Origin of the sequence: Pseudomonas sp. 43NM1 (assembly GCF_002836905.1) — a bacterium.
GTDB classification, from domain to species: domain Bacteria; phylum Pseudomonadota; class Gammaproteobacteria; order Pseudomonadales; family Pseudomonadaceae; genus Aquipseudomonas; species Aquipseudomonas prosekii.
This window is the reverse complement of the sequence record NZ_MKGS01000146.1, coordinates 1-13,306: the sequence shown is the minus strand read 5'-3', so window position 1 is coordinate 13,306 and position 13,306 is coordinate 1. Positions and strand designations below refer to the sequence as shown.

At 61.5% G+C, this 13,306-nt stretch carries 10 protein-coding genes; 7 read left to right on the top strand and 3 right to left on the bottom strand.

Going from position 1 to position 13,306, the window contains the following annotated elements; all coding sequences use genetic code 11:
• Positions 1-98: 98 nt before the first annotated feature.
• Together BI292_RS29490 and gcbA are read right to left on the bottom strand one after the other, a co-directional pair.
• Positions 99-941, bottom strand: coding sequence for a methyl-accepting chemotaxis protein (locus BI292_RS29490; RefSeq protein WP_371918734.1), 843 nt, complete (start codon positions 939-941; stop codon positions 99-101).
• Between the two features lie 1,156 nt (positions 942-2,097).
• Complete coding sequence (gene gcbA / locus BI292_RS16010) at positions 2,098-3,768, bottom strand: diguanylate cyclase GcbA (protein WP_092273855.1); 1,671 nt, start codon at positions 3,766-3,768, stop codon at positions 2,098-2,100.
• Between the two features lie 429 nt (positions 3,769-4,197).
• Here gcbA and BI292_RS16005 point away from each other — a divergent pair, with 429 nt between their 5' ends.
• From BI292_RS16005 to BI292_RS15975, 7 genes are all read left to right on the top strand, one after another.
• A complete protein-coding gene (locus BI292_RS16005; protein WP_092273852.1) occupies positions 4,198-5,265 on the top strand; it encodes a DUF2333 family protein in 1,068 nt (355 codons plus the stop codon).
• Between the two features lie 3 nt (positions 5,266-5,268).
• Positions 5,269-5,826, top strand: a complete 558-nt coding sequence (locus tag BI292_RS16000; protein WP_101208427.1) for an NUDIX hydrolase — start codon at positions 5,269-5,271, stop codon at positions 5,824-5,826.
• Positions 5,827-6,106: 280 nt separating this feature from the next.
• The gene (locus BI292_RS15995) at positions 6,107-6,478 is read left to right on the top strand and encodes a translation initiation factor Sui1 (RefSeq protein ID WP_074873454.1); all 372 of its coding nucleotides are present in this window, start codon (positions 6,107-6,109) and stop codon (positions 6,476-6,478) included.
• A 223-nt stretch (positions 6,479-6,701) separates the two neighbouring features.
• Positions 6,702-8,615, top strand: a complete 1,914-nt coding sequence (gene speA, locus BI292_RS15990) for an arginine decarboxylase (protein WP_092273843.1) — start codon at positions 6,702-6,704, stop codon at positions 8,613-8,615.
• A 233-nt stretch (positions 8,616-8,848) separates the two neighbouring features.
• Positions 8,849-10,162, top strand: coding sequence for a type VI secretion system Vgr family protein (locus tag BI292_RS15985; RefSeq protein ID WP_101208426.1), 1,314 nt, complete (start codon positions 8,849-8,851; stop codon positions 10,160-10,162).
• The gene (locus tag BI292_RS15980) at positions 10,159-10,959 is read left to right on the top strand and encodes a DUF4123 domain-containing protein (RefSeq protein ID WP_101208425.1); all 801 of its coding nucleotides are present in this window, start codon (positions 10,159-10,161) and stop codon (positions 10,957-10,959) included. Before BI292_RS15985 ends, BI292_RS15980 begins: the two co-directional genes overlap by 4 nt.
• An 18-nt stretch (positions 10,960-10,977) precedes the next feature.
• Positions 10,978-11,853, top strand: coding sequence for an alpha/beta hydrolase (locus BI292_RS15975; protein WP_101208424.1), 876 nt, complete (start codon positions 10,978-10,980; stop codon positions 11,851-11,853).
• Here BI292_RS15975 and BI292_RS15970 read toward each other — a convergent pair.
• A complete protein-coding gene (locus BI292_RS15970; RefSeq protein ID WP_101208423.1) occupies positions 11,847-13,196 on the bottom strand; it encodes an MATE family efflux transporter in 1,350 nt (449 codons plus the stop codon). The two genes, BI292_RS15975 and BI292_RS15970, sit on opposite strands and share 7 nt — an antisense overlap.
• Positions 13,197-13,306: the final 110 nt, after the last annotated feature.

The following is a 13,306-nucleotide window of genomic DNA, read 5'->3' as shown; positions in this document are numbered from 1 at the left end:
GTGTTGTGGTGATTGTTCTGACGCCATCGCGAGCAAGCTCGCTCCCACAGGGGTGCGCATTCCAATGTGGGAGCGAGCTTGCTCGCGATGGCGATCGATCAGACGCGGAAAGCCTGAACGGCCGTATGCAATCGCCCGCCCAGCACCAGCAAATTCTCCCCTTGCTCGCGCCCCTCGCCAATCCGCAGCAGGTTATCCCCGCCCAGCTGGTGGATCCGCTCGCTGTGGTCGCGAATCTCGCTGACCGCGCCGCTCTGCTGCGCGGTGACATCGGCGATGCGCACGGCGGTGTCGGCAATGGTCTGGATCGCGCCGACGATTTTATCCAGCGCGCCGTCCGCCGCTTGTGCCTGATTGGCGGTGGCTTCGGCGTGTTCGACCTGAGCGCGCATGCCTTCCACCGATTGCCGCGCGGCGGTTTGCAGGCCGGCGATCAAGGTCTGGATTTCCGCTGTGGCGCCAGCGGTGCGCTGCGCCAATGAGCGCACTTCCTCGGCGACCACCGCAAAACCCCGGCCCATCTCCCCGGCGCGGGCGGCTTCAATCGCGGCGTTGAGCGCGAGCAGATTGGTCTGATCGGCAATCGAGCGAATCACCGTCAGCACGCCGCCAATGGTCGCCGACTCCTCGGCCAAGTGTTCGATCATCTGCGCATTGCCCTGCACTTCGCCGACCAGCGCATGCAACCCAGTGAGGCTCAGGCCAATGACTTTCTGTCCCTGCTGCACCGCCAATCCGGCATTGCGACTGGCGTCGGCCGCCTGGCTCGCATCGCCGGCGACTTGCAGGATGGTCGCTTCCAGTTCACCGAGCGAATCGCGGATCAGCGCAGTATCGCCGGCCTGATGTTCGGCGCCGCTGTGCAGGTCGTTGCTCAACTCGGCGAGGGTGCGACTGCTGCCGGCGACCTGTTCGGCATTCAGGCGAATGGTCCCGACCATATCCACCAGATAAGCGCGCAAGCGATTCAGCGAGGCTTGAATGTCATGCAATTCGCGATTGGTTTTGCCCAGTTGAATGTCCTGGCTGAAATCGCCCTCGGCCCAGGTCGAGAGCGCCGGTGCGAGATTGGTCAGCGTGCGCGCCAGGCGTCGCTGCAAAGTGTCGATGAGCAGCGCGATCAGCAGGATCAGGCCGATCATCAATCCCTGAATCAAGCGCACTTCGCCCTGAATCTGCCCGTGCTGGGCGCGCACCGCCGGTTCCAGGCCGGCGATGGCCTGTTGCACGGCGGCGATTTTCACATGCGTCGCGGCGCTGAGTTCGGCACGTTTGTGGATTTGCTCACGAGTGCGCGCCAGTTCGGCGGGGTAGCGCGTGAGCAAGCTGTTGAGTTCGCGTTTGAGGCCGACGCCAGCATCTTCGGCGACGGTTTTTTCGTTGCTTTCCAGGCCCATCATGTTCGCGAAATCATCAGTGTTCGATTCGCTGCTGCTGGTCACCCCGAGCAGCGGCAATGCCTCCAGCAACTGCGCTTGCGCGCGAAGGTTGGCGACTTCGCGCTCGACGTCGGCGGCCAATTCGCTGCGGCCGCTGCTGACCAGTTTGTCCCGCGCCAGCGACAGTTTGCCCAAGTGCTGGGAAGCGTTGAGCAACGGCGCCAGGTACGTCGCGTTAGCGCTGGCGTACTGGCTGAGTTGCTCGAGGCTGGCGCTGATTTCGCGTTCGGCTTGCAGCAGCAGCGCCTGCGGATCACCGGCGAGTTTGCCGGCGGCCAGCAGGTCGGTTTTGCTGAATGCTTCCAGGCCCGACAGGCTTGGGCGCAAGGTGTCGGCGAGCGCTGGCGGCAGTTGCGCGAGTTCGCCGTTCAACCCTTCGATGGCCTGACTGGCGCTGCTCAGGCGCAGGGCATCGCCGCTCGACAGGTAGTCTTCGACGTTGCGCGCCACTTCATTCTGGAATTGCTGCGACAGCCCGAGGTAACGCTCCATCAACAGATATGGGCGTTCCAGAGCTTTCTGCGACCACCACAAAGTGGCGCCGAGGGCGACGCACACGGCGACGAGCAGGAGGGTATTGAGGTTGGTCAGGAGCTTCAGGCGCATATCGGATCTACCAACGGCAGAATGGTAAGCGCCTGAATTTATTGCGTTTGTATTACAGGGTTATGACCGAACCGGTGAATTCCGATGAAAAAGTGGCACTTTGCTTTGACGCGTGCGCGGCTTGTACGCGGTTGCGTCCGGCATGCTTGGCGCGGTACAGCGCTTCGTCCGCCTGGCTGGCCATCATCAGGCTGTCGGAGTCTTCGCGCAGCTCAACCACCCCGGCGCTGAACGTGCACCAGAGGTCCTGCGGTTTGGCCGGGTAATGAATTTCGGCGAAGCGCTGACGGATTTCGTCGAGCACTTTGTGCGCCGATTCGACATCGGTGTCGGGCATGACGATGGCGAATTCTTCGCCGCCGTAACGGCCGATGAAGTCGGTCTTGCGCAGTCGCTGTTTGAGAAACAGCGCCAGGCTTTTGATCACGCGGTCGCCCATCGGGTGGCCGTGGCTGTCGTTGACCCGTTTGAAATGATCAATGTCGAGCATCGCAAAACTCAGCGGCTTGTTCTCGCGGCGGGCGCGGAACGAGCAGTCTTCAAGCAATTGCAGAATGTGCGTGTGGTTGTACAAACCGGTCAGGCTGTCGCGCACCATCCGCGCCTTGAGATTGCGCGCGCGCGCCGCGCGGTTGCGCACGGTGGTAATGAGGTGGCGTGGCTTGATCGGTTTGGTCAGGAAGTCGTCGCCGCCCTCGCTCATCGCGTCGAGCTGCTTGTCGAGGTCGTCTTCGGCCGACAGATAAATGATCGGCACGCTGACGTAGCGGTCGTTGTGGCGAATGACCTTGGCCAACTCGGTGCCGGTGCAGGCCGGCATGTACATGTCGAGGATGATCAGGTCGGGCTGGAAGTCCGCCAGTTCAGCCATTGCCTGAATCGGTTCGATCAAGGTTCGCGTGACAATCCCGGCGCTGTTGAGCAGGCGCTCGGTGTGCAGGGCCTGGGCGCGGGAGTCGTCGATGATCAGCACTTTATAAGGTTCGTACTGCGCGACGCAGGTCAGGACTTCGATTTTCTCCAGCAGGCTCGACGCTTCGAGGGTGCCGGTGAGAAATTCCTGGCCACCGGCGCGCACTGCGGCGAGGCGGGTCGGGGTATCGGTTTCGAGCAGGCTGAAGAACAGCAGTGGCAGCGGCTCGTCGAGGCCAACCTGGGCCTCGGCGGCCAATTGCAGGCCGACGCCGGGACCGCTGAAGTCGACATCCATGACGATCGCCGCCGGCAAGCGCTCGACCATCGAAGAGCGAAACGCTGCGACGCTGTCCAGCGATTGCGCGCTGAGCCCGAAGAATTCCAGTTGTTTGGCCAGGCGCTCGGCGCGATCGTGATCTTGCAGCATCACGTAGATCGGCTTGCGCAGTGGCGGCAGAAAAGTCTGGTCGAGTTGATCGCCGTGACGCAGGCCGGTGCGCGACAGGCGCTGCATTAAACGGTTGAGGTCGGTGATCAGGCCGCTGCTCAGGCGCCCGCGATTGGCGTCCACGGCTTCCAGCGACTGGCCGATCAGGCGCGCCAGTTGCGAGTGCTCGGGTTGTTCGAAGCGTTCGGCGAAGCGCAGCAGGCGCAGATTGGCTTCGCTCAGCTCGGACAAATCGGTGGTGGACCACTCGCTGCGTTGCAGGCGCTGCCATATCTCAAGAATCTGACGTGCCTGATGAATTACCCGCTGGGCAAAATGGTGCTTGAGGCGCTCACGGCTGGGGTCTTCTGGCTCGGTCATATCCTGACTACTAGTTAGGGTGCATGCTGAGATCGACTGGTGGCTCTATGCTAGCATCTCTTTTCAATCACATGAGTGTCGCACGTCAATAATCTCGAAAGCGACCTCATTCAGTTCGTGACCGACTGGTCGCCAAGGTTTCTTGTAGCAGCTGCCGAAGGCTGCGTTCGGCGGCGAAGCCGTCGTGAAATCAGGCAGCTCGGTGCTCCAGGAGGACCTCGTGCACAGGTTTCACGACTGCTGCGCAGCCGAACGCAGCCTCGCAGGCTCGTCAGCTGCTACAAGACTGTGCTTCATTTATAGTTGGGCGGCCACGGCGCGATTGTATGGCTCGCTGTTTCGCGCGAGATTTAGGCGCGGTAATCAGCGGCACGATGGCGTAGGGTTGTGGTCGAACCGATGAACTCAAGTGATTGAAAGGATATCGCCATGCTGGACTGGAAGAACCGCGCGGGCAGTGCGCCTGAACGTGCCGCTGAACCGAAATCGGCCACCCGCAGCTATGTCAGCGGCCTGTTGTTCAGCCGAGCGCTGCTGACGCTGATTGCCATTTATCTGTTGGTGACGATTGGTTTGGGCTGGTATTGGAGCGAAGAGCCCGACCTGTTCCCGGTGCAGCAAAATGCCCAGGTCGCTGCTGAACGCGACGGCCGGCAGATGGTGGTGGGTTACACCACGGTGGAAACCCTCAAATCGGTGGCCGGCACGTTGCTGAGCAAACCGGGCGGCTACATTTCCAACGACCGTTTCCCGCCGGGCCTGTGGATGGACAACATGCCGAGCTGGGAATATGGCGTGCTGGTCCAGGTCCGCGACTTGACGCGGGCACTGCGCAAAGACTTCGCCCGTTCGCAGTCGCAGTCGGCGGAAGACGCTGATCTGGCGCGCGCCGAGCCGCGTTTCAACTTCGACAACAAGAGCTGGATCCTGCCCTCCAGCGAGTCGGAATATCAGGAAGGGATCAATTCCCTGAGCCGTTATCAGGCTCGCCTGTCCGATCCGGCACAGAAAAACGCGCTGTTCTATGCCCGCGCCGACAACCTCAACAACTGGCTCGGCGATGTCGGCACACGTCTGGGTTCGTTGTCGCAACGCCTGTCCGCCAGTGTTGGTCGGGTCAAGCTCAACACTTCGCTGAAAACCGAAGTGATCGTGCCGGGCCAGGTGCCGCAGGTTGACGAAGAAATCGTCGAAACCCCGTGGATGCAAATCGATAACGTGTTCTACGAAGCGCGCGGTCAGGCTTGGGCCTTGTCGCATCTGCTGCGCGCCATCGAAGTCGACTTCGCCGACGTGTTGGCGAAGAAGAACGCCACGGTCAGCGTGCGCCAGATCATCCGTGAACTGGAAGCGTCGCAAGAGCCGGTGTGGAGCCCGATGATCCTCAATGGCAGCGGCTTCGGCGTGTTGGCCAACCACTCGCTGGTCATGGCCAACTACATTTCGCGGGCCAACGCGGCCGTGATCGATTTGCGTCAACTGCTCAACCAGGGCTGATAGATGGTTGATAACGCCAGAGAGGCCGCCCATCGCGCGGCCTCGGATGCTGAACAGATCGCCTGGGTCGACGAGCACGACAACCTGCTCGGCGGCCTGGTGCGCAGCGACTTGCGCGAGCGTGGGCTGATCGGGCGCGGCACCTACATCATGCTGTTCAACTCGGCCGGTGAACTGTGCGTGCACCGGCGCACGCTGAGCAAAGCTATCTATCCGGGGTTTTGGGATGTGGCGGCGGGCGGCATGGTCCAGGCTGACGAGACTTACGCCGAGTCGGCGGCCCGTGAACTCGAAGAAGAATTGGGCGTGAGCGGCGTCGAACTGACCGCTCATGACCATTTTTACTTCGAGGACAGCGAGAGTCGGCTGTGGTGTTCGGCATTTTCGGCAGTGTGGGATGGGCCGTTGATCCTGCAACCGGAAGAGGTGCTCGAAGCGCGCTTTATTCCCGTCGATCAGGTGCTCGAGGAAATCCAGCAAAAGCCTTACTGCCCGGACTCTCTGGCCGCGCTCAAGCGTTATCTCAAGGCGCAGGAAAACCACGTCGCAAAAGAGGCATGAAATGGCGCCGATTGGCTCTTAGCAAGTCGGCTTTTTGCCGTTACACTGCGCGACCTTTTCAAACTGAACCGGTATTGCTCTTTGTAGGAGCGAAGCTTGCTCGCGAAGGCGGCGGCACATCCACAATGGTTGGGCCTGACACACCGCTTTCGCGAGCAAGCTTCGCTCCTACAGGGTTTACCGGTCCAGTAGCGCTGCCCCTGCCTGAGTGGGGCTTCGCGGTCGATGGCGCCCTCCCGGGTTGCCGCGGCCAGTCTTTGTCCTCCGAAGAGGATTGCCGGTGGCCAAAAAAGCCGCATCCTTCGCCGCCCTTGGTGGCCTGGTATTTTCCACCGACGCAGGTCGTCATTGCCCCGATTGCAGCAAACCGGTGGACGCCTGTATCTGCAAACAAACCGTGATCCCGGCCGGCGACGGCATTGCCCGCGTGCGTCGCGAAAGTAAGGGCCGTGGCGGCAAAACGGTGACCACCATCACCGGCGTGCCGTTGGCCGAAGAGGCGCTCAAGGACCTCGCCACCACGCTGAAAAAGCGTTGCGGCACGGGCGGGGCGCTGAAAGACGGAATCATTGAGATCCAGGGCGATCATGTCGAGCTACTCTTGGCCGAGCTGATCAAACACGGTTTCAAAGCGAAGAAGTCCGGCGGCTAGCAGCCTCTGTGAAAACCACCCTCGGCTTGATCCAGCCTCGAATGCACTCGGGACTGGCGTCGCCCACATGGTTTTCACAGAGCCTGTTCTGACCGGTTACTAAACTCAGCGCTGAATGTGAGGTCTATGGCCCTTACATGCAGGCTAATCGTCATTTTCACTCTTTAGACTGCGCCGGCCTGAACCCAGGCGACGCTCTATGACTTCTTTATAGGGGACTTCAATGTCCGTACGACGCACACGCAAAGACGATGGCAGCCAATGGACAGTTGCGGACAGCCGCAGTGTTTACGGGATCCGCCATTGGGGGGCCGGATATTTCGCGATCAATGAAGCCGGTCGCGTAGAAGTCCGTCCGAACGGTCCGACCAGTTCGCCTATCGACCTCTTCGAACAAGTCGACCTGCTGCGCAAAAGCGGCTTGTCCTTGCCGTTGCTGGTGCGTTTCCCGGACATCCTGCAAGACCGCGTGCGTCAGCTGACGGGCGCCTTCGATTCGAACATCGAGCGTCTTGAGTACCAGAGCAAATACACCGCGCTGTACCCGATCAAGGTCAACCAGCAGGAAGCGGTGATCGAAAACATCATCGCCACCCAGAACGTTTCCATCGGTCTGGAAGCCGGCTCCAAGCCTGAACTGCTGGCCGTGCTGGCATTGGCGCCGAAGGGCGGCACCATCGTCTGCAACGGTTACAAGGACCGCGAGTTCATCCGTCTGGCGCTGATCGGGCAGAAACTCGGCCACAACGTGTTCATCGTCATCGAGAAAGAATCCGAAGTTGAGCTGGTGATCGAAGAAGCCGCCTCGCTGAAGGTCAAGCCGCAGGTTGGCTTGCGCGTTCGCCTGTCGTCGCTGGCATCGTCGAAGTGGGCGGACACCGGCGGCGAGAAATCCAAATTCGGTCTGTCGGCGGCGCAATTGCTGTCGGTGGTCGAGCGTTTCCGCGCTGCCGGCCTCGACCAGGGCATTCGCCTGCTGCACTTCCACATGGGTTCGCAGATTGCCAACCTGGCTGATTACCAGCACGGCTTCAAGGAAGCGATCCGTTACTACGGCGAATTGCGCAACCTTGGCCTGCCGGTCGATCACATCGACGTCGGCGGCGGTTTGGGCGTCGACTACGACGGTACGCACTCGCGTAACGCCAGTTCGATCAACTACGACATGGACGATTACGCCGGTGTCGTGGTCGGCATGCTCAAGGAATTCTGCGACGCGCAGAGCCTGCCGCACCCGAACATCTTCTCCGAAAGCGGCCGTTCCCTGACCGCGCACCACGCCATGCTGGTGGTGCAAGTCACCGACGTCGAGAAACACAACGACGACGTGCCGAAGATCGACAACAAAGAAGAACTGCCGGAAACCGTGCAGTGGCTGGTTGACCTGCTGGGCCCGACCGACATTGAAATGGTCACCGAAACCTACTGGCGCGCCACGCACTACATGAGCGACATCGCCGCCCAGTACGCCGATGGCAAGCTGACCCTGGCACAGAAAGCCCTCGCCGAGCAGTGCTATTTTGCCGTGTGCCGTCGTTTGCACAACTCGTTGAAAGCGCGTCAGCGTTCGCACCGCCAAGTGCTCGACGAACTCAACGACAAGCTCGCCGACAAGTACATCTGCAACTTCTCGGTATTCCAGAGCCTGCCGGACACCTGGGCCATCGGCCAGGTACTGCCGATCCTGCCGCTGCACCGTCTCGACGAAGAGCCGCTGCGCCGCGCGGTATTGCAGGACCTGACCTGCGACTCCGACGGCAAGATCAAGCAATACGTCGACGAGCAGAGCATCGAAACCAGCCTGCCGGTCCACGGTTTGAATGAGGGCGAAGACTACCTGCTGGGTATTTTCCTGGTCGGCGCTTACCAGGAAATCCTCGGCGACATGCACAACCTGTTCGGTGACACCGATTCGGTGAACATCTACCAGAACGACGATGGCAGCGTTTACCACGCCGGTATCGAGACCCACGACACGATCGAAGACATGCTGCGTTACGTGCACTTGTCGCCGGAAGAGTTGATGACTCACTACCGCGACAAGTGCGCCAGCGCGCGCATCACTGCCGGCGAACGTACGCAGTTCCTCGACGCTTTGCGCCTGGGCCTGACGCGTTCTTCCTACCTCTCTTCTTGAGGTAAGGCAGCGTTTCACCGGGTTGTCTGAATGTGTCCCGCGCTCAGTGGGAAATTTCAGATGACCTGGTGCGACGATTCGTTGTTTTTATGCGAAAAAACTGACTTCAACGGCTATTAAAGCGAAGTCGTCTTCTTTTCACGTAGGTCATTTCCTAAGTTGTATTTCGGCACTCTACGCGGCCATGTCTCTCAGCGAGAATCCCCAGCCGCCCCTCCAGTAGAGAATCGCCGATGTTCGATCCAGTCAACGAACCGTTATTTCGTCTGGATGTCGCGGGCCTGCCCGACGCCTTTGAGGTCCTGGCCTTTACCGGCAATGAAGCCATCAGCGAACCGTTTGTGTTCGAGGTGGACTTACTCATCAATGACCCCTTCCTTGACCTCGCCAGCCTGCTGTACCGCGTAGCGTTTTTGCACTTCGACGCTTCGGGAGACGGTATCCACGGCCAATTTCATCAAATCGAACAACGCGAACATGGCCACGCCGCGCGGCTGTGTCGTGTGCGCTTGGGGCCGAAACTGGCGTGCCTGGGCCAGCGTTTCAGCCAACGGATTTTCAGTGCGCGCTCGGTGCCGCAGATTCTTCGCCAAGTGCTCAAGGAGCACGGGATTGTCGGCAAGGATTGGCGCCTGCAATTGAGCGCGGACTATCCGGTGCGGGACTTCTGCACGCAGTACCGCGAGTCGGATCTGCAGTTTTTCCAGCGCCTGTGCGCCGAAGAAGGTCTGCACTACTGCTTCGAACATTCCCGGCGCGGGCACTGCCTGATCGTCAACGACGCTCAGGCGCCGTCGGAAACTGCTGAAGAACGGGTCTTTCACGACCACGGCGACACGGTGCTGCTGAGCCGATTCGAAGTGCAAATGGGCGTGCAAAAGGTCCCGGTGACTGAGGGTTGCACCGAGTTGGCGACGTTGCGCAGCGGTCAATTGATGCCGTTGTCCGCTGAGCCGTTCAACCAGCGCAATCGCCTGTGGCGGCTGATCGAAGTTGAACATCGCGGCACTCAGGATCCGCAGTTTCTCTACGCCAACACGATCAGAGCGATTCCCTGCGAGGCGCCGTTGATCACCCCGCAGCGGCTGGCGAAACCGCGCATGCTCAGCCTGCAAAGGGCTTGGGTGGTGGACGTTGGAGAACTGCGTCCCGAGCCGTCTCGACCGATTGCCGTGCAGTTCGACTGGCTCTATCAGGGCGAGGGCGCCAAATCCGATCACTGCTGGCTGCCGTTGGCGCCCGAATTGCAAAGTGCGGCGTTTGCGTCATGGCCGGCGGGGACTGAAGTGGTGGTCAGCTTCATTGGCGGCGATCCGGATCAACCGCTGATCACCGGCCTGCTCAACAGCCCGTCCGCCATCGACGCAATTGAACCGCCGATGCTGCTGCCCAGCGAGGCGCCCGACGGTTTGCTGGCCTTGCTGCAATCGAGCGAACCCTTGGTGTTGCTGTGTTTGCTGCCCGGCGGAGGCAGTTTTCGGCATTGTCGGGAAAGCGTCTGCACCTGCCGGACCGCCACGCTGTTCGGCCAGAGCGGTGCGGCATGATCGGCGTGCAGACGCCGGCGGCGGCCACGCATTGGTTGCTGCTGGATGTGCCGGGTGCGCCGCGAATGGCGGCGCTGTTGCAGGACCAATTCGTCGGTTTGCGCTGCTTCTGGCTGTTCGAAGGCACCGAGCTGCATCCGCTGCGCGAACAAGGTCCGGCGCTGGTCGAGTTGCGCGATCAGGCGCAATTGCTCGAGCGCTGCTACGCCGAACCGCGTGCGTGGCAAGGTCTGCTGCTGGAGAGTGACGCCTCGGTGGCGCAATTGCTCGCGCACCTGCGGCGCATGCTGATGGTCAGCGTCGGCCTGCACCATCGGGCGCTGCTCAATTACTACAATCCGCACTGCGCGAGCTATTTCTTCGATGCCTGCGATGCCGAGGAGTTGACCCGCTGGCTCGGTCCGATCAACCAGTTGCGCTGGTTTGGCGGCACGTGGGCCGACCGCGCGATTGGCAGCCAGGGCTGGCAGCAATTGCTCAATCCACGATTGGCCGTAAGCCCTCTGGCCATCGAGGAAAACCTCAGCGTTCGCCAACAGGAAAGACTCCAATGTTGTTTGCTCGAGCAACACACTTGGCATTGGAGTCGATCCACTGGCACTGATTACAACCGCCTGTGGTCCCATGTTCAGGAAGGCCTGGCGCTGGGCTTCAGCGAACGGCCGGTGCTGGATGACTGGTTGTGGTTGCGCCTGCAATGCCCCGATGCGCTGCCCGAGCAGGCCTTTTTGCCCGGGCTGAGCCAGCGCGAACGACTCGAGCACCTGCGCCGGTTCTGGCAGGGCGATTTTCCCTGATAACGAGGATTCACCCACATGGCGAGCGCAATCCGGCAACTGCTTACGGCTTTGATCGGCGCGACATTATTGGCCGCGGTGGCCGCGTGCTCGCCCCTGAAAACCCTGAATGCGCTGACCCCCGACGACACTTTCGACAAGACCGAAGGCATCGCTTACGGCAGCGATCCACGGCAAAAACTCGATGTATATACGCCCAAACAGCACGTGGCGAATGCGCCGGTAGTCGTGTTTTTTTATGGCGGCAGTTGGAACAGCGGTTCGCGCAGCGACTACAGCTTTGTCGGCGAGGCGCTCGCGTCTCGTGGCATCGTCGTGGTGCTGGCGGATTATCGCTTGTATCCGCAGGTGCGTTATCCGCTGTTTCTGGACGACAGCGCCAGCGCAGTGGCGTGGGCCCACGCGCACATTGGCGAGTTTTCCGGCGACCCGAAACGGCTGTTCCTGATGGGCCACAGTTCCGGCGCTTACAACGCGGCGATGCTGGCGCTGGAGCCGAAATTGCTGGGCGCGCAGGGCATGTCGCCGCAGGATTTGAGTGGCTGGATCGGGCTGGCCGGGCCGTATGATTTTCTGCCGATCGAGAATCCACAGGTGCGTCCGGTGTTTTTCTGGCCGAACTCGCCGCCGCAGTCGCAGCCGATCAATCTGGTGCGGCGCGGTTCGCCGCCGGCGTTACTGATGGCGGCCACTGAGGACAAACTGGTCGACCCGACGCGCAATACCGCAGGCCTGGCGAGCAAGCTGCGGGCGGCGGGCGTGCCGGTGCAGGATCGTTATTATTCGCGCACCGGCCACGCCACGCTGGTAGCGACGCTGTCGCGGCCGATGCGTGGTTTGGCGCCGGTGCTGGAGGAAATCAGCGTGTTCGTCAAAACCACGCCGACTCAGTGAGCGCGGCCGCTGAACCAGCCGTCGTTGCGGCGCAGGTACCAGGCAATCACGCCGAGCGTCACGCTGCGCAGCACCATGAACAGCAGAAACGTTATCCACAAGCCGTGGTTGCCCAAGCCTTGCAGCGCCCAGGCGAACGGCAGCACCAAGAGCACCGTCAGCAGCATGCCGTTGCGCATTTCCCGGGCGCGGGTGGCGCCGATGAACAAACCGTCGAGCAGGTAACTTGAGACTGCAATCAGCGGCAGGGCGGCGAGGTACGGCAGGTAAATGAACGCAGTGTCGCGCACGCTCTGAATGTCGGTTTGCATCTCGATAAACAAGTGCCCGGCCAACAGGAACAGCACGGCGAAACCAACGCTGGCGATCAGTGACCAGCCTGCGGCAACCACCAGTGAACGGCGCAACGCTTGCCGATCACGCGCACCGATGGCGTGCCCGCACAGGGCTTCGACGGCGTGGGCGAGGCCGTCGAGGGCGTGCGCGGTCAGCAGCAAACCGTTGAGCAGCAGCGCATTCGCCGCCACCGTCGCATCGCCGAGCCGCGCGCCTTGCACGGTGATCAGGAAAAACACCGATTGCAGCGCGAGGCTGCGAATAAAGATGTCGCGGTTCACCGCCAGCAACGGGCGCCAGCTCTGCCACAGCTTCAGCGCTGCCCAGGCAATGTGGCCGGGGTAGGCGCGCAGCGCTTTGCGGGTCATCAACAGGCCGATCAGTGCGCCGGTCCATTCGGCGATCACCGAGGCGCGAGCCGAACCGACCACGCCCCAATCCAGCCCAAGGACGAACCACAGGTTGAGCGCGATGTTGACCAGGTTGGTGCTCAGCAGAATCGCCAGCGGCGCCCGCGCGTTCTGGGTGCCGAGGAACCAGCCCACGAGCGCATAACTCGCCAGCGCGGCGGGGAGGCCGAAGAGTCGGGTGTGGAAAAATTCGCGGGTCAGTTGCTCGAGTTCCGCCGACGGTTGCATGAAGTGCAGCGCGATACCGCTCAACGGCACGCCGAGCGCGCCGAGTACAATCGCCAGACCCAGCGCCAGCAGCAGGCCTTGCAACAGCACTTGGCGCAACGCCGCGCCATCGCCGCGCCCGGCGGCCTGGGCGGCGAAACCGGTGGAACCCATGCGCAGAAAACCCATGGCCCAGGCCAGAAAGGTGTACAGGCTGGCGCCGACCGCGACGGCGCCCAGTTGATGGGCATGCGGCAAGTGACCGATCACGGTGCTGTCGACCAGCGCCACCAGCGGTACGGAAATATTCGAGAGAATCATCGGCGCCGCGAGTGCCCAGACCTTGCGGTGGGTGTTGCGGTCGCGCCAGTCGGCGATCAGGTTGGACATGCAGGCTCCTTGGGGGAGCGGCATTGTAACGGCAGATATCAATCAGAGAATGCAGATCGTTCCTGCGCAGTGCGTCGGAACGATCAGGTGCAGGGGGAGGGGGAGGGGGA

Coding starts and splice junctions, on each gene's coding strand:
- BI292_RS29490 (WP_371918734.1), bottom strand. CDS start 941: ATGGTCGGGACCATTCGCCTGAATGCCGAACAGGTCGCCGGCAGCAGT.
- gcbA (WP_092273855.1), bottom strand. CDS start 3,768: ATGACCGAGCCAGAAGACCCCAGCCGTGAGCGCCTCAAGCACCATTTT.
- BI292_RS16005 (WP_092273852.1), top strand. CDS start 4,198: ATGCTGGACTGGAAGAACCGCGCGGGCAGTGCGCCTGAACGTGCCGCT.
- BI292_RS16000 (WP_101208427.1), top strand. CDS start 5,269: ATGGTTGATAACGCCAGAGAGGCCGCCCATCGCGCGGCCTCGGATGCT.
- speA (WP_092273843.1), top strand. CDS start 6,702: ATGTCCGTACGACGCACACGCAAAGACGATGGCAGCCAATGGACAGTT.
- BI292_RS15985 (WP_101208426.1), top strand. CDS start 8,849: ATGTTCGATCCAGTCAACGAACCGTTATTTCGTCTGGATGTCGCGGGC.
- BI292_RS15980 (WP_101208425.1), top strand. CDS start 10,159: ATGATCGGCGTGCAGACGCCGGCGGCGGCCACGCATTGGTTGCTGCTG.
- BI292_RS15975 (WP_101208424.1), top strand. CDS start 10,978: ATGGCGAGCGCAATCCGGCAACTGCTTACGGCTTTGATCGGCGCGACA.
- BI292_RS15970 (WP_101208423.1), bottom strand. CDS start 13,196: ATGTCCAACCTGATCGCCGACTGGCGCGACCGCAACACCCACCGCAAG.